Source organism: Tunturiibacter gelidiferens (assembly GCF_013410115.1).
Lineage (GTDB): Bacteria > Acidobacteriota > Terriglobia > Terriglobales > Acidobacteriaceae > Edaphobacter > Edaphobacter gelidiferens.
On the sequence record NZ_JACCCV010000001.1, the window covers coordinates 123,550 to 141,649 of the forward strand.

The 18,100-nt window shown below is 57.8% G+C and carries 17 protein-coding genes; 9 read left to right on the forward strand and 8 right to left on the reverse strand.

The genetic code is table 11. The features are described 5' to 3' along the window. Positions 1-105: 105 nt before the first annotated feature. From fabZ to HDF12_RS00515, 5 genes are all read left to right on the forward strand, one after another. Complete coding sequence (gene fabZ, locus HDF12_RS00495) at positions 106-627, forward strand: 3-hydroxyacyl-ACP dehydratase FabZ (RefSeq protein WP_179580343.1); 522 nt, start codon at positions 106-108, stop codon at positions 625-627. Next, positions 624-1,409 (forward strand): acyl-ACP--UDP-N-acetylglucosamine O-acyltransferase, encoded by a 786-nt coding sequence (gene lpxA / locus HDF12_RS00500; protein ID WP_179580345.1) that lies wholly within the window; start codon positions 624-626, stop codon positions 1,407-1,409. The genes fabZ and lpxA overlap by 4 nt, the downstream gene beginning before the upstream one ends. 51 nt (positions 1,410-1,460) lie before the next feature. Continuing rightward, on the forward strand, positions 1,461-2,618 hold the full coding sequence (locus tag HDF12_RS00505) for a Gfo/Idh/MocA family protein (protein WP_179580347.1): 1,158 nt from the start codon (positions 1,461-1,463) through the stop codon (positions 2,616-2,618). An 18-nt stretch (positions 2,619-2,636) separates the two neighbouring features. Further along, positions 2,637-3,503, forward strand: coding sequence for an LpxI family protein (locus HDF12_RS00510; protein WP_179580349.1), 867 nt, complete (start codon positions 2,637-2,639; stop codon positions 3,501-3,503). Between the two features lie 126 nt (positions 3,504-3,629). After that, complete coding sequence (locus HDF12_RS00515) at positions 3,630-4,178, forward strand: peroxiredoxin (RefSeq protein ID WP_179580351.1); 549 nt, start codon at positions 3,630-3,632, stop codon at positions 4,176-4,178. Between the two features lie 76 nt (positions 4,179-4,254). Here the strand turns inward: HDF12_RS00515 and HDF12_RS00520 are convergent, their stop codons facing one another. The 3 genes from HDF12_RS00520 to HDF12_RS00530 form a co-directional block, all read right to left on the reverse strand. Continuing rightward, complete coding sequence (locus tag HDF12_RS00520) at positions 4,255-5,073, reverse strand: hypothetical protein (protein WP_179580353.1); 819 nt, start codon at positions 5,071-5,073, stop codon at positions 4,255-4,257. Positions 5,074-5,231: 158 nt separating this feature from the next. Continuing rightward, positions 5,232-7,115, reverse strand: a complete 1,884-nt coding sequence (locus HDF12_RS00525) for a transglycosylase SLT domain-containing protein (protein WP_179580355.1) — start codon at positions 7,113-7,115, stop codon at positions 5,232-5,234. 147 nt (positions 7,116-7,262) lie between these two features. After that, positions 7,263-8,537: a PP2C family protein-serine/threonine phosphatase gene (locus HDF12_RS00530; RefSeq protein WP_179580357.1), complete on the reverse strand. Its 1,275-nt coding sequence runs from the start codon at positions 8,535-8,537 to the stop codon at positions 7,263-7,265. Between the two features lie 237 nt (positions 8,538-8,774). Here HDF12_RS00530 and lepA point away from each other — a divergent pair, with 237 nt between their 5' ends. Next, on the forward strand, positions 8,775-10,577 hold the full coding sequence (gene lepA, locus HDF12_RS00535; protein ID WP_179580359.1) for a translation elongation factor 4: 1,803 nt from the start codon (positions 8,775-8,777) through the stop codon (positions 10,575-10,577). Between the two features lie 434 nt (positions 10,578-11,011). Here the strand turns inward: lepA and HDF12_RS00540 are convergent, their stop codons facing one another. Both HDF12_RS00540 and HDF12_RS00545 read right to left on the reverse strand, forming a co-directional pair. Then, on the reverse strand, positions 11,012-11,692 hold the full coding sequence (locus HDF12_RS00540; RefSeq protein ID WP_179580361.1) for an OmpH/Skp family outer membrane protein: 681 nt from the start codon (positions 11,690-11,692) through the stop codon (positions 11,012-11,014). Positions 11,693-11,858: 166 nt separating this feature from the next. Beyond that, entirely contained in the window at positions 11,859-12,551 is a 693-nt protein-coding gene (locus HDF12_RS00545; protein ID WP_179580363.1) for an OmpH/Skp family outer membrane protein, read from the reverse strand. A 1,013-nt stretch (positions 12,552-13,564) separates the two neighbouring features. Here HDF12_RS00545 and HDF12_RS00550 point away from each other — a divergent pair. After that, the gene (locus HDF12_RS00550; protein WP_179580365.1) at positions 13,565-14,689 is read left to right on the forward strand and encodes a response regulator; all 1,125 of its coding nucleotides are present in this window, start codon (positions 13,565-13,567) and stop codon (positions 14,687-14,689) included. Between the two features lie 128 nt (positions 14,690-14,817). Here the strand turns inward: HDF12_RS00550 and HDF12_RS00555 are convergent, their stop codons facing one another. The 3 genes from HDF12_RS00555 to HDF12_RS00565 all read right to left on the reverse strand — a co-directional run bounded on the left by HDF12_RS00555 (position 14,818) and on the right by HDF12_RS00565 (position 17,041). Continuing rightward, positions 14,818-15,186 (reverse strand): histidine triad nucleotide-binding protein, encoded by a 369-nt coding sequence (locus tag HDF12_RS00555; protein ID WP_179580367.1) that lies wholly within the window; start codon positions 15,184-15,186, stop codon positions 14,818-14,820. Further along, a complete protein-coding gene (locus HDF12_RS00560; RefSeq protein ID WP_257025281.1) occupies positions 15,186-16,502 on the reverse strand; it encodes a M48 family metallopeptidase in 1,317 nt (438 codons plus the stop codon). Before HDF12_RS00560 ends, HDF12_RS00555 begins: the two co-directional genes overlap by 1 nt. Positions 16,503-16,582: 80 nt before the next feature. Next, a complete protein-coding gene (locus HDF12_RS00565; RefSeq protein WP_179580371.1) occupies positions 16,583-17,041 on the reverse strand; it encodes a DUF6249 domain-containing protein in 459 nt (152 codons plus the stop codon). Between the two features lie 99 nt (positions 17,042-17,140). Here HDF12_RS00565 and HDF12_RS00570 point away from each other — a divergent pair, with 99 nt between their 5' ends. Together HDF12_RS00570 and HDF12_RS00575 are read left to right on the forward strand one after the other, a co-directional pair. After that, a complete protein-coding gene (locus HDF12_RS00570; protein WP_179580373.1) occupies positions 17,141-17,701 on the forward strand; it encodes an RNA polymerase sigma factor in 561 nt (186 codons plus the stop codon). Next, a complete protein-coding gene (locus tag HDF12_RS00575; protein WP_179580375.1) occupies positions 17,683-18,030 on the forward strand; it encodes a hypothetical protein in 348 nt (115 codons plus the stop codon). Before HDF12_RS00570 ends, HDF12_RS00575 begins: the two co-directional genes overlap by 19 nt. Positions 18,031-18,100 lie beyond the last annotated feature (70 nt).

An 18,100-nucleotide genomic window follows, 5' to 3' on the forward strand; every position in this document is an offset into this window, starting at 1 on the left:
ACCCCTTCGGTTGGCGCTCCCGTTGGTCGCGAAGACAATAGCTAGGCCGACCGCTGCAGTGCGGAAATCTCTCAGCGCGGTCCGGCGTTTATACTCATCCTTGCTATGAGCGAGACGACGACGGATCCGATTGCCGACGAACAGACTGCGGCACGCACTACGATGGACATTCTCGAGATCATGTCCCTGCTGCCGCACCGCTATCCTTTTCTACTGATCGATCGCGTGATCGAGATGGAGCGGAAGCAACGGATTGTGGCGATTAAGAATGTGACGATCAACGAGCCGCACTTTCAGGGACACTTTCCAGACTATCCGATTATGCCTGGGGTTCTGATGGTGGAGGCTATCGCGCAGACGGGCGGAGCTCTGCTGCTGACCGAGATTCCTGACCGCGACCAGAAGCTGATGGTGTTTACGGGGATTGAGAATGCAAGGTTTCGGCGGCCGGTGGTGCCGGGAGATCAGCTTCGCATTGAGGTGACGGTGCTTCAGTGGAGAAGCCGCGCTGTAAAGATGTTGGGTAACATCACGGTGGATGGCAAGCTGGTCTGCGATGCTACGGTGATGTGCCAAGTGGTGCCGCGGGTTGTGAAGAAAGCTACGCGGGAGGCTCCGGCAGAGTGAGTATTCATCCCACAGCCATCGTCGCGGCGGGGGCGCAGATCCCTGGCAGCTGCACGGTTGGTCCTTATTGCACGATAGGTCCTGATGTTGTGTTTGGCGAGGAGTGTGAGCTGGTATCGCATGTTGTGCTCGACGGGCATCTTACGATGGGGCGTGGGAATCGCATCTTCTCGTTTGCCTGCCTCGGGATCTCGCCTCAGGATTTGAAGTACGCCGGCGAGCCTACGCGGCTTGAGATCGGCGATGGCAACACGATTCGGGAGTATGTGACGATCTCGCGTGGGACCAAGGGCGGCGGGGGAGTTACCAGGGTCGGGAGTGAGTGCCTGATCATGGCCTATACGCACATTGGACATGACTCGCAGATTGGGAATGGTTGTATTCTTGCGAACTCCGCTACGCTGGCGGGCCATGTGACGGTGGAAGATTACGCGGTTGTGGGTGCGCTGTGTCCGGTGCATCAGTTCTGCCGGATTGGACGGTACTCCTACATCGGTGGGGGCACAACGATTACGCAGAATGTGCTTCCCTACTCGCTGACCTCGATTGAGCGGAATAATCACGCTTACGGGTTGAACAAAGTGGGGCTGGAGCGAAAGGGGTTTACTCCGCAACAGTTGAAGGAGCTGCGCGCGGCTTATCGTACGCTGCTTGCATCGAAGCTTAATATCTCTGATGCGCTCGCGGCGATTCGGGAAACCGTTGCCTCCGGCGGAGCGGGCGAACACGTTGCCTATCTCGCGGATTTTATCGCCAACAGTGAACGTGGGATTATCAAGTAAGCGTTTCGCGAGTCTTTGATACACAGCATCAGATTGGAGTTTTGGCCCGTTATGATCTCGTCGGTTAGAAATCGTCTCCTCTTCGCAGCTTCCTTTCTGGCAGCAACCTTCTCTTTTTCTACGAGCGCAGATGCTCAGACGGCTCCGCCGACACGTGTGGCAATTGTCGGGCTGGTTCATGGCCATGTGCAGGGCTTTCTGCATAATCTCGCCGCGCACCCGGAGATTGCTCTTGTGGGCATCTCTGAACCTGATCCGGCGCTGCGCCAGAAGTATATTGCGAAGACACACCTGTCTGGCGATCTGTTCTTCGCGACTGAAGCTGAGATGCTGAAGCATACGCAGCCGCAGGCGATTCTGGTTTATACCTCGATCGCGGGACATCGAGCGGCTATTGAGGAGGCTGCGCCGTTGCACATCGCGGCCATGGTGGAGAAGCCGCTGGCCACTACGGTGGAAGACGCGCTTGCCATTCAGGCGCTCTCGGAGAGGTACAACGTTCCTGTCCTGACGAACTACGAGACGACCTGGTACAACTCGAATACTGCAGCGGTAAAGATGCTAGAAGAGGGAAAGATTGGCGATCTGCGGAAGCTGGTCGTGCATGATGGTCACGAGGGTCCGAAGGAGATTGGGGTCGATCCGGAGTTTTTGAGCTGGCTCACCGATCCGAAGCAGAATGGCGCGGGTGCTCTGTTCGACTTTGGTTGCTATGGGGTGGACCTTGCGACGTGGATCCTGCATGGGGAGCTGCCAACAACTGTGACCGCGGTTACGCTGCAGATTAAGCCGAAGATTTATCCCAACGTTGATGATGACAGCACGGTTGTGCTGACCTATCCGCATGCACAGGCGATCCTTCAGGGCTCGTGGAACTGGCCTTTTGCACGCAAGGATATGGAGATCTACGGGGCCACCGGGTATGTGGACACGGTGTATGACGATGCAGCGCCAGGTGCGAAGCTTCGCGCTCGTTTGAGCGGAGAGAAATCTGAACACGTTGAGACTGCGCCGGCGCTCCAGGCTCCGCAAAATGATTCGCTGAACTATCTTGCGGCGGTTCTGGCCGGAACGGTGAAGCCGCAGCATGATCTGAACTCGCTCGATACGAACATCACTGTCGTTCGGATTCTCGATGCTGCGCGACGTTCTGCGCAGAGCGGGAAGACGATTTATCTCGCACAGGAAGTGGCAGCGGCGGCCAAGTAGCTTTTCTCGACGTGAAAAATGACTGTACCGGGCGAACCAGAGAAGTTGGGATTGATTGCGGGGAACGGGCGCTTTCCGTTTCTCCTGCTGGACGCTGCGCGTGCGCACGGCTTGCAGGTTGTGGTCGCGGCGATCAACGAAGAGACCGACCCTGAGATGAATGAACGGGCGGCTGCTGATGCCGGCATTCGCGTGCATTGGCTGTCGCTTGGCGAGCTGTCGCGGCTGATTGAGACGTTTCGTGCGGAGGGCGTAACGAGGGCCGTGATGGCTGGTCAGGTAAAGCACAAGCAGATCTTCTCCAGCATTCGGCCGGATTGGCGGCTGGCGAAGCTGCTGCTGAACCTTCGCACTCGTAATACCGATATGCTGCTTGGCGCGGTGGCGAAGGTGCTCGGCGATGAGGGGATCGAACTAATCTCCTCGACGCAGTATCTGGAGCCGCTGCTGGCGAAGACTGGTGTGCTCACGCGGCGGGCTCCTGATGAGGAAGAGGAGAAGGACATTGTTTACGGCAGGGCTGTTGGGCAGGCGATTGCCGGTTATGATCTGGGCCAGACCGTGGTGATTGCGGCGCAGGCCTGTGTTGCGGTGGAGGCGATGGAAGGAACGGACGCGACGATCGCGCGGGCCGGCGAGCTTTTTCGGACGCTTGAGGGGGGAGATGAGACTACGCTTCGTCGCGGTCTGACGGTGGTGAAGGTCGCGAAACCCAACCAGGATATGCGCTTTGACGTGCCAGTGATTGGCGTCGCAACGATCGAGGCCATGAAAGCTGCGGGTGCTACCTGCCTGGCGATTGAGGCGGAGAGGACACTGATGTTTGATCCTGCGGCGATTGTGAGGGCGGCGGACGATGGCGGGATTGCGATCGTCGGGAAGTAAAGATATTGTCATGGCTTTGTAAAGAGCCTGCGCTCGAAGGGTAAAATTGCGGTCAGGGCGTTCAGGCGGCGTCTAACGCGGCTGCCACTCGTCTACAGCTAAGAGAAGGACATAAGGGGAACCACCATGCGCAAAGCAGTTTGGATCGCAGCAATCATCGGCGTAGCAGCGGCGTGCGGCGTAGGTATCAGGGCGCATGCAGCGCCTGCCGCAGACACAATACAGGCTGGAGCCATGGCGCCCAACTTTACCCTGCCCTCGCAGGAGGACAAGCCGGTGAGCCTGGCCGACTACAAAGGCAAGTGGGTCGTCCTCTACTTCTATCCCAAGGACCAGACTACCGGCTGCACGATTGAGGCGCATAACTTCCAACGCGACCTTGCGAAGTACGATGCTCTGAACGCGGTCGTTCTGGGCGTGAGCCTGGATACGGTGGAGGGCCATAAGACCTGGTGCTCGAAGGATACGTTTGGCTTCAAGCTGCTCGCTGACCCGGACCACAAGGTCGTCGACATGTATGGCGTGCCGGTGAAGAACTACGGCGTGATGAAGTTTGCCAACCGCGAGACCTTTTTGATCTCGCCCGACGGCAAGGTTGTGAAGGTTTGGGAGAAGGTCGATCCAAACGTCCACAGCACGGAAGTTCTGGCTGAGATCACGGCTAACAAGAAGTAGGAACTTATCAGCAGACGCAAAAAGGCCCGGGCTCTCAATTGAGGAGTCCGGGCCTATTTGCTTGCCTTGGTGTTAGTTACTTCTTTTTTGGTGCAGCCTTCTTTACAGCCTTCTTTACGGCCTTCTTTGCAGGAGCCTTCTTGGCTGCCTTCTTAGCAGGAGCCTTCTTTGCTGCTGCCTTCTTCGCTGGTGCCTTCTTTGCTGCTTTCTTAGTTGCCAAGGTAGTACCTCTCTTCTTTGGTTTTTTACTGCTTGCAGTGCCCTTGTTGCCGATCGCCTTTTTAGGAGCGACCTTACCGCCGCGCAGAGCACTGACCTTCTTCGCGGCAGATTTCGATTTGGCGGAGGCCTTCTTTGGTGCGGCCTTCTTCGCCAGAACTTTTTTCACTGCGGACTTCTTCGCCGCGACCTTCTTTGCAACGACCTTCTTGGCGGCCGGCTTTTTCGCGGCTGTTTTGCTGGCGGCGGGTTTGCTGACCTTCTTCGCCGCTGCCTTTACGGGAGTTGGCTTCTTTGCTGCTGCCTTCTTGGCGGGAGCAGCCTTCTTGGCTGGTGGTGCAGCGGCCTTCTTTGCCGCGGGCTTCGCCGGGCTTGCCGAGGACTCGCTCTTTACCGGCAACTCCGACTGTTTTGACGGCGGCTCGTAGCTGCGCACCGGCGAGGGGGGCAGCGCGAACAGCTTCGCATCTTCGGCGTGGGGGTCGTCGTCGGTATCTTCTTCGTCGAGCTGAGCTTCCTCATCGTCGTCATCCGAGGTCATCGTGACCTCTTCTTCTTCGTCGTCGTCATTGAAGCGGCCGTGGAGATCGTCCTGTTCGTCATCGGGTTCATCGCCGAAGTTATGGTTGTCATCGGCTGCAGTTGCGTGAAGCTTGATGGTGTCATCGAACATCATTGTTGTTGTCCCCTCACTGCTCTCTACTTCTATCGCTCTCTGCGTTGTCTTACCAGCTTCGATGCAGCAACAAACATCTTTACTTCCCGGCACGAGATTCTAGCAACAGGATGCATCCAAGCGCTACCGAAGGCAAGCAATCTTTTTCACGAGGAAGCTTATCGTGTAGCTTTCTTTTTCGTTTTGGTGCCTGAGCTCGGCTTCGCTGCATGTGAACTCTTCTTACCTGCGGGCTTACTAGTCGTTGACGATCCGCTTGCCTTCGAGGCTGCGCGCCCGCTGGAGGGATGCGCAGAACCCTGATGAACACTGGTTGAAACTGTACGCGAGCCACTCCTCTTTCGAGAACCTCTGCCGTGTACGTGGGTGCCGGGTGCGAGCTTAACCGGCTCCGCGACAGCGAGGGAGGCACCGGGCCGCACCGCGCTCGAAGAGAGATGGTTCCATCGCCGCAACTCTTCCACCGAGACGCCGAATCGATCGGAGACGGTGACCAGCGTGTCGCCGTGATGTACGGTGTATCGCTGCGGCCGCGTGCTTGCAGCGGCGGTAACGGGGATGACGAGTTCGTCTCCTGTATCGACACCGTCGTTCGCAGAGAGACCGTTCGCGGCGACGACATCGCTCATATGGGCATGCAGAGAGGTGACGATGCCGTCGAGCGACTCACCGGAACGGACTACGTGAAAGCGCCAGGTGCTGCGTTTGTCCTGGGGAATCTCCTTGAGGCGCTCCGTGAAGACGTCATGCGTGCCGATGGGAATGTGCAGATCGAACGGCATGTCGCCCGGCGTCGTCATGCGCAGGAGACTGGGATTGAGGGCCACGATCTCGGGCAGGGAGGAGTTGGTGACGTCGGCTACGAGACGGAGATCGATCGCGTAGTCGACGGACACGGTGTCGGAGACGACAGGTTCGTCGGGCACCATCTTGTCGAGGCCGTACTTCTCGGGGTTCTTCGCCATGATGACGGCGGCGAGGATCTTCGGGACGTAGTCGCGAGTCTCCTTTGGCAGCGCGTTGCGGCGGTAGAGCTCCCAGAAGTCCGCGTAGCCGGTTCGCTGCACGGCGCGCTGCACGTTGCCCGGGCCCCAGTCGTAGGCGGCCATCGCGAGATACCAGTCACCGAACTGGTTGTAGAGGGTCTTCATGTAGCGCGCGTAGGCTATCGAAGACTTCTCGGGATCGAAGCGCTCATCGAAGTAGCCGTTGCGAGCCAGGCCGTAGGCGCCGGTCGGCATGAACTGCCACATGCCGCCTGCGCCCGACTTCGCGTTGAGCACCTGAGGCTGAAAGCCCGACTCAGCCACGGCGAGATAGATGAGGTCCTGCGGGACGCCCTGCGCGGTCAGCGCGCTCTGAATCATAGTCTTGTATTTGCCAGCGCGCTCCATGCTGCGAAGCATATGGGCGTGGAAGGAGGGTGAGTTCGCAAAGTATCCGATGTAGCCGGCGACCTGGTCGTTAATGACGAGGGGCAGGTCGGAGGAGATCTGCAGTTCAGCCTTCAGCTTTGCAGTCAGCTCCGGGTTTGCGGGGAAGGTAAGATCTTCGGCTGTGTCGAGTGGAGCCTCCTCGATCTTTGGTGAGAACCCGTTGCCCTGCTTCAAGGCTGCCATCTCGAGCGAGTTGACCGCGTTCAAGAGATGATCGAATTCATCGGCTAGTTGCGGGTCGGCCTTCAGATCCATACCGCTGGTGAGCATGAGGTCGACCGCAGAGTCAAAGTCCAGCCGCGCTGCGTCGAGACGGCCCGCGCGATAGTTGTCTACGCCGCTGCGATAGGCGGCCTCGGCAGAGTTGATCAGCTGCTGCACCTTGAAGGCTCGAGCCGAGCTGTCGACTGACTGCTCTGTGGACGAAGCGGCCTGCCCGGACTGAGATGCGGTTGTGCTTGAGGCTTGCGTTATCGCTGGAGCGGTTGTCTGCGCAGAGGTTTTGCCAGGCGAGGCGGACTGATCCTGAGGACAGCCCGTCAGCAGTACAAGCGGCACACACGCCACCACGAGTGCTACCGTTCGCACCGAATCGCTTAAAGTCATCCGCACCATCTTCGCTTTTCATTGTAAGGGGTGCAAGAAGCAAATTCGCCGGCGCTGATGGAATAGCATCTTGTGCGGATGAGAGGCGCGTTCCGAAAGCAGCGTGAGACGACGTGCTGCCGACTTCAAATCGGCGTTTCATTCGGGTTATCGACTTCGAATCAGGACCGCGGTTGCGTCATCGATGTGGTTCGATCCATGGCTGAATCTGCTCACTTCTTCGATGAGTCCATCGACGCAGGCTAAGGGCCGCAGAAAGTGTTCGACAAGCCGTCCGGCCCCGAACTCTTCGTCGCTGCGGTTCATGGCCTCGGTAATTCCATCGGTGTAGAAGAGGAGCTGAGTGCCTGGCTTGAGGGTTACTTTGTATTCGGGATAGGTTGTCGCACCGAGTCCAAGCGGCATGCCGGTGTCGATGTCGAGGAAGGAGCACTGGCCGTTGATGAGGAGCGGACGCAGATGTCCGGCGCTGGCAATCGTGATCTCACGGGATCGCGCATCGAGCACACCGTAGATCATGGTGACAAATTTGCCCATCGGAAAGTCATCCATCAGGATTTGATTCAGCCGCATGAGCGTGCTTCCGGGCGAGGGGTCGAGCTTGACCAGCGTGCGCAGGATGGCGCGTGTTGCGGACATCAACAGGGCCGCAGGCATGCCCTTGCCGGAGACGTCGCCGAGTACGATTCCGCAGCGATCGTCGCCGAGGTCGATCAGGTCAAACCAATCGCCAGCGACGGCTCCGGCCGGATTCCACGCGGTTTCAAATGCAAAGCCACAGACCAGGGGGACAGCCTTGACGAAGAGCGATTGCTGGACGACGCGGGCGTCGTCTGCTTCGCGTTGCATGAGCTCGCGTTCGTGGCGCTCATTGCGGAACAGCCGGGCGTTTTCGATGGCCACCGCGATGTGCCCAGCCAACGCCTCCATCACGGAGATCTGGTCCTCAGAGAAGGCGTTGGTCTCCTTGTGATCCACGCACAGGACTCCAATGACCTTCCCGTCAAGCAGAAGCGGAACGGTAACCTCTGACCGGGTGTCCAACTCACACGCGATGTAGTAAGGATCGATCGTCACGTCGTGGGCGTAGCGCGTCACACCCGTTGCAGCGACGTGGCCGATCATGCCGCGGACGCCAATTTTCATGCGGTCGCCCTTCTTGTATGTGGGGCAACCTCGAACACCATGAAGCACCATCTCATCGGTGCCCGGGTCGCGCAGCCAGACGGAGACCTCTACGCAGCCGATCGCACCGGCGATATCGTTTACGACCCGATCGAACAACACATCCAGATCGAGGCTGGAGGTAATAAGTTGCGCGGCCCGCTGCAACTTCATCAAGGCCTGTACGAAATCACAGGATGAATGAATGCGCCTGGGAAGTGCTTCTAGCGCGTCGATCGAAGGGAGTTGAGTCGCCATAGTGTCCTCCTTAGCAAGGACCGGACGTGAATCTATGCCCGTTTGATGTTGCGGCCAACGCCGCGATGCAAAGTTTGATCTTCTGAATTGGCCGATTTCAGAGTGCCGTCGAACTAGATTGCCCTGTGCCTGCAAGTCGTTAGAGATCAACCCTGTCTGACCATTACCGTAAGTTGCCGGTCCCGCTCTTAGAAACGCATGGGTGTTAAGATGGATACTGAGGCTACCCAGCTACAAATGGATCCAAGTCACATCCGCAACTTCGCGATCATCGCGCATATCGACCATGGCAAGTCCACCCTTTCCGACCGGCTTCTGGAGCTGACCGGCTCGCTGACCTCGCGCGAAATGCAGGCCCAGGTGCTGGACGCCATGGATCTGGAGCGCGAGCGCGGCATCACGATCAAAGCGCACACCGTCCGCATGATGTACAAGGCGCACGATGGTGATACGTATCAGCTGAACCTGATCGATACACCGGGACATGTCGATTTTTCTTATGAGGTGTCGCGCTCGCTGGCATCGTGCGAAGGGGCGCTGCTGGTGGTGGACGCGTCGCAGGGCGTCGAGGCGCAGACGCTGGCTAATGCCTATCTTGCGATCTCGAACGGGCTCGAGATTATTCCGATCATCAATAAGATCGATCTTCCAAGTGCTGATATTGAGCGCACGAAGGAGATGATTGAGAAGTCCGTTGGGCTGCCTGCGGATGATGCCATTGCCGTCAGCGCGAAGACGGGCTTGAATGTTGCCAGCATCCTTGAAGCTGTTGTGACCCTGCTTCCGCCACCGCAGGGCGATCCCGAGGCGCCGCTGCAGGCGTTGATCTTCGATAGCTGGTTCGATGCCTACAGAGGCGTAATTGTTCTGGCGCGCATCATCAACGGCAGGCTGCGCAAGGGCATGAAGATTAAGGTGATGTCGAACGGAAAGATGTTCGATGTGGAGAGCATGGGAGTGATGACGCCGAAGCCGGTGGAGCTTGCGGAGCTGAGTGCAGGCGAGGTTGGTTTCTTTGTCGCTACGATCAAGAATGTTGCGGATACGAAAGTCGGCGACACCATTACTTCGGTGGAAAATCCCTGCGCAGAAGCGCTCCCGGGCTTCGAAGACATCAAGAGCATGGTGTTCGCAGGGCTTTACACCGTTGATTCGCATGAGCATGCGATGCTACGCGACGCGCTCGAAAAGCTTCGGCTCAACGATGCTTCGTTTTCGTTTGAGCCTGAGTCTTCTGTCGCGCTTGGGTTTGGGTTTCGCTGCGGATTCCTTGGGCTGCTGCACCTAGAGATCATTCAAGAGCGTCTGGAGCGCGAGTACGATCTCGACCTGATTACTACTGCACCGGGCGTGCGCTACAAGATCACGATGACCGACGGGAGCGTGCGCGAGGTGGATAACCCCTCGCGTTGGCCGGAGACCACCGAGATCGAACAGATCGAAGAGCCTGTGATCGTTGCGAAGATTCTGACGAACGAAGAGTACGTTGGCGGCATTCTAAAGCTCGTCGAAGAGAAGCGCGGACGGCAGCAGAACATGGAGTACGTCTCGGACACGCGGGTTCTGATTACGTATGAGCTTCCGTTGAATGAGATCGTGCTGGATTTTTACGATCGTCTGAAGACCGTCTCGCGTGGGTACGCCTCGCTTGACTACCAGCTTGCCGGGATGTGGGTTTCGCCGATGGTGAAGATGGATATTCTTATTGGCGGCGATCCCGTGGATGCGCTGTCGATCATCATCCACAAAGACTTTGCGCAGCAGCGAGGCCGGGCGCTCGTATCGAAGATGCGCGAACTGATTCCGAGACAGATGTTCGAGGTCGCCATTCAGGCCGCGATCGGTTCGAAAGTCATCGCTCGTGAGACCGTCACGGCAATCCGGAAAAACGTTATTGCCAAATGTTACGGTGGGGACATCAGCCGGAAACGTAAACTTCTCGAGAAGCAAAAAGAAGGAAAGAAGCGAATGAAACGGATTGGCAAGGTCGACATTCCGCAGGAGGCTTTCCTTGCTGTCCTCAAGGTTGGCGAGGAGTAACCTGACCTGCTACAGGTTTCAAACGGCTTCGATTTTCGACGCAACTTCTTGTCTAAATACGATTAATCGCTGAACTTTGCAGGGAGATTCCGGCACCCAGCAGCATTAGATGCGGGAATTTGTAACCTGGTCGTAACGTCGATCTGTGGAAACCCTTGAAACAGCGTTAGTTGCCGAGAGTTACCCACCTTTGAGTCTCGTAACTCTGGCGGAGGCCTCTCAATATGCTGATTTCTATGCACTTAGCGAGGAACTGTGGAAGTAGCCAGGTTGGTAGAAGCTGAGATTCGCCAATCTTCCCCTATACTTTGGTTTCCGCAATCCACAGGTTTTTCCACAGGGGTCCTGTGCTTAGTCCTGAAAACAAGCACGATGCAGCGAGGAGAGAATGTCTATTAAATCTCTCCTCGCTGCTTCATACCGTTGATTTTGAACTATTGCTTCGGTGCAGCAGGCTTCGGCGTAGTTGTTGGACGCGGGCGAGCTGTCGTGGCGGCCGGGGAAGACGGTCCAGCTGGGGGTGGCGCCGCGACACCGGACGAGGTGTTGTACGCGGTCACAATGGCCTGTGTCACATCCGTGCTCTGGTTGGCCCACATCACGTTGCTCTGCTGTCCGCTGACATCGAGCAGCAGGGTGTAGCCGTTCTTGCTCACGTAGTCCTTCAGGGTGACCGAGACCTTCGCAGCAACCTTGCCGTAGGCTTCCTGCAGATCCGCGTTGTAGGCAGTCTGGGCATCTTCGGCGTTGCGGTTCAGCTCCTTCTCTTTGGTGTCGATGTTGCGCAGGCGTGTAGCGCGCTCTTCATCGGAGAGAGTTGCGGGAGCACTCTGCAGCTGGGCCTTGAGCGAATCGACCTCCTTCGAGAGGGTGTCGATCTGATCCTTCTTTGGCTTGTACTTGTCCTGAATCTGCTGGACGGCACGTTGGCCTTCGTTAGTAGCAAAGACCGCCTGTTCAAAGGCAACGAGCGCGATCTTTGCGGGAATGGCCTGAGGCTCAACGGCAGCAGGTGCGGCGGTAGCAGGAGCTGGAGCTGCAGCGGTCTGGGAGACTCCGGCTGTGGTCATCAATCCGGCGCCAAGCGCGGAGATAAGAACAAGGGTGCGATTCATGCGGTCTGTGGTACTCCTTCAAAATTTCGATCTGTTCGATCGTCGATAGCTTGTTACAAAATATCTGAACTGATTCGGATCACCAGGCGGCATCGTTTTTTTCGAAGTCTACGGAGGTTAGCTTGCGACCAGCCAACTCTCCGTAGCCGAGTTTGTCACGTTCGCGTTACTGCTTCGGCAGCGCAGGCTTCGGAGTCGCGGAGGCGTGCGGACGAGCCGTTGGGGAAGGTGCGGAAGGCACTGGAGGTGCGACTCCCGAAGACGCGTTGTACGCATCGAGAACTGCGCGCGAGATATCTGTACCTTCGCTGGTCCAGAGCACGCTCATCGAACCGCCCTGTTGGCCGGTGATATCGAGGAGCATGGTGTAGCCGTTGTCCTCCACATATTTCTTGACGACTGGCGCGAGTTTTTTCGCAACCACAGCGATGGCCTGCTGCTGCTCACCGGTGACGGCCTGCTGTGCATCTTCGCCATCGCGCTGGAGCTGCTTTTCTTTGGTGTCGATGGCACGCAGCTTCGCGGCGCGTTCGGACTCGGTCATCGTCGCCGGAGCGCTCTGCAGCTGCTTCTTGAGGGTGTCGATCTCCTGCGCTTTGGCCTGCAGCTCAGTACCCTTGGGTTCGTACTTCTTCTGCAAGGTCTGAAGCGCGCGTTGTCCTTCGTTGGTTGCAGCGGCGACCTGCTCGAACTCGATGGTTGCAATCTTCGCGGGGACCGCGTGTGGCGCTACTGGAGCGGGGGCTGCCTGGGTGGGAGCTGCTGAGGGGGTGGCCGGCGTGCCAGCGGTCTGGGCCACTCCGGCAGCGGATAGCATTCCCGCAGCGAGAGCGGTAGCAAAAGCAAAGGTACGATTCATGCGGTGTGTGGTACTCCTTCAGGGATTGATCAAACCTTGTACGGCTTCGGGCTCACGGTCGCGTGCCGTCTGGGCCGTTCCCTCCATCCACTCGATCAACGCACCCTTGAGACAGAGCACGCCCATCTTTTGCCTCGATTGAACCGACTTCCGTGAGGGCAAATCGGCAGCAAAACGAGAGGGCTGCCGGAACACATAGATTATAGGGTCCAGCCTGAGCAGGGTCAATCGAGGTGATTCGAGGGCACTCTACAGAAAGATGGAACATGCTTGAGGCGATATACTGTTTTTCAAATCTTCCGAATAAGGCTTGGCAGCTTCTCGTCGAGATTGCCAGTGAATGGCTGACTCCCCTTTTGGCGAGCGAATTGCTTCTTCGTGGAAGGCAACACGTTGGCTCGATCCGACGTGTGCCAGATACTTGCCCCCAGCTCGCAGAATCTACACCCAACGGATGGTGTAGGCCGTAAGCCCGGAGGTCTGCTTCCTTCATCGGAAGATTTCAGGAGGCCAGTGACTGGCCATTGAGATGGAAGGGCCGCTTCCGCGAAGCGGTCCTTCTGGTTTCAAAACAGGGATCGTCCCCAGAAAGTCGTAGAAGAGAGCTCTTGCCAAGTGGCTTCTTTGGGCGTACCCTAGGAGTTGCCTTGTGAACCGGCTGTGGGTGCCGATCGCTGTGTGGCCACCAGAAAGCTACCAATTGCGTAGGTTTGGCGGCCAAAGACACAGGATTACAGTAGACCGGATTTGTCGGACTCTGTCGCAAACAGGTAGAGGGTGAAAATCAGGTTCGCCGTTGTCTGGCGCTCCAGGCTGTGCGTAACCGGCGGATTGGCCGGTGTGATTGCAGCCAAATACCAATAGAAGACGTCCGTTCGAGTAAAACTTGAGACCGTTTCATCCGACGCTGCAAAACCGGTTTGGTTCCTCCTCCGTGAGTCTCACGGGGAAGGAGAGGCCGTTTGCGTGGGAAAGAACGCTAATTGCGATCTAAAGCAATAGGAAGTGGAAGCATGACTTCAGAGCAGAATGTACCCGAGGTAGATTCTCACCAGGGTTCGACAATGTCACCCGTCCAACAGGATGGGGAGGCACAATTTGCGGGGCAGAACGTCCCGCACGGCATGGGTCAGTCCAAAAGCAGCCGCCGTCGCCGCCGCAAGCGGAAGAGTAAAGGGTCAGACGGTGCGCAGGGCACGCAGTCCGGCGAGCAGAGCGCGGGTCAACCCGTCGGCTCCATTCAGGGCTCGGCGGCTCCTCAGACCTTTCAACCGCAGGGCGGCCAAGGGTTTCAAGCAAACGCCGGCCAGCAGCAGAGCGGCTCCTCCAGCGGCAAGCGCTGGAAGAAGAAGTTCCGCGATCGTGACCGTCAACGCTCCCCGGAGAATCCGGGCAACGTCGCCAGCGGCAGCAACGGCGGCGGGTTCAGCAGCAATGGCGGCGGCTATCGCGATCGCGATACGCATCAGCCCGGCAACAACAGCGGCGGATTCAAACGCAAAGGCGGCGGCGGCAAGCAACAGCAGCGCGGTCCGCGCAGCTTTGTGGGCCCCATGGACCATAGCTATCGCGCTGTGAACGGCAACTTCGCCGACACTCCGCCCTCCACGATGGATTCGCACAACGGCAACTACCAGGGTCGCAGCAACGGCCATGGCGGCGGACGCAGCTACCAGAGCGACTCTCAGCCCATCGACTACTCGCAGGGCCGCGCCATTCCGATTGCGGAAGATGCGCCGACGAAGATCTTCTTCTTCATAGAAGATCTGTTCTTCATCGCCAAGATCTCTGAGACGGCGCGTAAGCTCGGGGTCAAGGTCGCCTTCGTCAAGAACGACAAGGAGGCGATTGCGTCGCTGGTCGGTGGCGAAGAGGAAGACCGGCCTGGCCTGATCGTCTTCGACCTCAACAATGCAAACGCCAAGCCTCTGACGCTGATTCCCAAGTTGAAGACCAAGCTGAAGCGCAGCACCTCCATCATCGGCTTCCTGTCGCATCTACAGGGAGATCTGAAGGCGAAGGCTGTTGAAGCGGGTTGCGATACCGTAATGCCGCGTGCGGCGTTCTCACAGAATCTGCCCAACTTGCTGCGACGCTATGGCATGGAAGAGGAAGAAGAGCCGAACTTCAACCAGTAAGATCCATGCGTCCTGCCGGACGGGCCTCCTACGCGGAGGGCGGTCACTTCGTGACTTGTATACCGGTCGGGGTTGGGGGAGGGTGCGGTCCTCCCGTTGGTCGGAGGAGAGTGTTCAAGGCCACCCGGCTAGCCCGGTGGCCAGTTCATGTGTCTGCCGCCCAGCAGATGAAGATGCAGGTGGTTCACGGTTTGGCCGCCATCATCGCCGGTGTTGACGACGATTCGGTAGCCTTTGCTCAACTTCTCTCGGCGCGCAATCTCGACCGCTGCAGACATCAAGGAACCTAACAGCGCGGCGTGTTCTGCCTCTGCTTTCGCGATGGAAGCGATGTGCTGCTTCGGGATGATCAACAGATGCGTTGGGGCCTGCGGATTGATGTCGGGGAAACCGATGCAGAACTCGTCCTCGTAGACGCGGTTCGCCGGAATGTCTCCGGCGACGATCTTGCAGAACAGGCACTCGGAAGATGCGAGATTACTCGGCGGTATCTTCATTATGGTTGAAAGTACTTTGGATGCTGCCCTGCTGTCCAGGGGTTATAGGCTAGTGCGAAGGCGGCGCGGCTCGCGGTTGATGGGTGGCCATCAGACCAAAAATCGATAAGGGGATGCGGCGTGGGGTCGTCGAGCGAGTTCTCGCCAAGTTTCTGGAACCCTTGCTGTGTGGTGGTTTGCGGGTCGGCGACGATGCCATGGATTGCCTCCTGACCATATACATCGGCAGCATGTTCGATCGAGCGGCTGAAGCTGTTTTCGATTGGCTCCGCGAAGAAGTTCAGCACATTCAGAACGAGCGCGAGCACCGCCAAGCAGGCCCAGTCGTTCTGCGAACGGATTTGCCAGCGTGCCCCGTACCTTGCGAGCAGCCACCACGTCATTCGCTGTCCCACGAAAAACCCGACCAGCAGGAACACCGCGCTGAACAGCAGCCCCTGCACGATGTGATGCAGCGCATAGTGGCCAAGTTCGTGCCCGAAGACACCGGCAAGTTCATCGGGAGTCGCTGCCGCGATCGTCGTGTCCCAGAGCACCAGACGCTTCGAGGGTCCGAAGCCGGTAACGTAGGCATTCATGCTTGTCACCTTGCTGCTCGCACGCATGTAAAACATTCTGTCGGGCGGTAGAGTTACGCCACTGCGGGCCACCACCTTTTCCAATTGCGTTACCAACGCTGGATCGTGTTGTTGTAATGGCTCGAATTTATTGAAAAGCGGGTCAACGAGAATCGGTGAGAGAAAGACGCCGAACAACACTGCGGCCATGGTCGGGATCCAGAACCAGAACCACCAGTGCTTCGGCGACTTCCGGATGACCCAGAAAAGCACCATCACCAACAGGCCGGCGACGAGCCATTCGAGCAGGAAGCTTTTACCGAGATCCGCGAACCAGCTCCCCCAACGCTGCACTGAGAGTCCGTACTCGAGCGAGACATGGTGTCCATAGAGCCGCAGAGGCACGTTCAACAGCGCAGTCAGAAGCAGGAAGAGAAAGACGAACACGAAGCATTGTCCCCATCGGCTCTCCGTCAATCTCTCGGCGAGGTCACGCAAGCGCGCCGGCACACCCATCGCCAACAGTAGAACGAGTTGTAGGATTCCCCACGCCTCGCCCACGAAATGGAGCGCAGTGCGACTGCGGAACAACTCCTTCGCTAATTTGAGCTTCTCCGGAGGCAGCGTATAAGCCGTTTGATTCTGCTCAGCCGCTCTCAGAGCTTGTGCCTCTGTGGGAGTCGTTTCCAGGGCTTTCGCGGAAGGGATCGCGACTGCAAAAAAACTGGTCAACAGAAGCAACGCTACACGTACATTCATCAATCATTGACTCCTGTCCTGATGAAGTCAGTGTGCATGAATCGCCTACGCAGCGCAAAGAGGAACGACAGGCTCGAAGCCTACCGATCGGATCCAATTCCCGGTGAGTCGGCACCGATCTCCAACCCGAAGCGCGATAGCTCGCGCTTCTGCAGGTTGTAGTCGATGAAAAAACCTATGCCGATAGCCAACGGAATGATGCCGACGGCGGCTCCGGTCAAGACATCACGCTCGCGGAGAATAACGCTAAGGGTGAGGAAGAAGAGCATAAGTCCTAGTCCCACCGAGACCAGAACGATTCCTGTACGGCGTGCGTTGCCGAGACTGCGCAGCGGGTCTCTAACGCGTTTCTCCTCGTCGCCACTACCTAACAGCTTCTCGATCTCGGCGATGGGAATGCCACGCGCAATCATGGCCATGCGTTGTTCTGCTTTGTTTCGGCGCTGCTGAGCCTCAAACCAGATGCCTGAGACGATGGCGATGGCACCAACGGCGCAACCTGCCACGGGCACAATAAACGGACTCATCATAAAATCCATAGACTACCTCCTCTTTCTGCCCGCGTTAGACCGGCATGCACCTGCAAAGTTTCACTCGCCTGAATGAAACTTTCGGAGCAGTCTATTGTCTAACCTCGCTTGGACATCGATCTCACCTTCGAGCAGCTGGTACGCGACCATCAGGCCATGGTCTTCCGCACCCTGCTGCGCCTGACGGGTAGCCGCGAGCACATCGATGATCTTGCCCAGGACGTGTTTCTCCGTCTTTACCGCGCGCTGCCCAGCTTTCGTGGCGAAGCCCTGATTACCACCTATCTTTACCGGATCGCCGTGAATGTTGCCCAAGATGAGTGGAAGCGGCGCCGTCGCAACGACCGTTCCCACGTCTCTCTCTCGGACGAAAGCTCGGCGTGGGAGGAGCGGCTCCCTCATCCGGACCGGAACGCTGAACAGCAGATGGAGGAACGCGAGTTCCACCAAGCTGTCGAAGAACAGCTCCAGCTTCTCAGCCATATTGAGCGAACAATTCTGATCCTCTATCATCAGGAAGAACGCAGCTACGAGCAGATCTCCTACGCGTTGGGGATGCCGATCGGCACGGTACGGACCCACCTTCACCGTGGACGCAAAAAGTTACGCGAAGCCATGCAGCAACGTCAAACGAAGGAAAGGAGAACGGCGTGTCAGACGAATCGATGAACCTCCAGGCCGCAAACAGAAACGCAGACGATGAGATGGACCGGCTCGTTCTCCATGCTCTCGAAACCGCTCCCAGGATCGACGTCCCTGCCGACTTTGCAGCGCGCGTTGCTCGACAGCTCCCGGCTCGTCGCCCAACATCGCTTACCGCTACTCATTACGGCCAGAGTGCGGTGTTCCTGGGAATGATCATCACTCTGGGAATGCTGATCGCTATCACGCTTCACAATGGCAGGCACGCTAGCTTCGGACTGGCGGAGTCTCTCCTGCTTACCCAGTTCCTGGTGTTGACCGTGTGGCTGAGCGTCCGGCGCCACGGCGCCAGGTAAGCGGCCTGTCGACGAAATTCGCGCCGCTTCGTCCAACCCTCAGTCGTCTGCGGCAAACTGCCGATGCTGC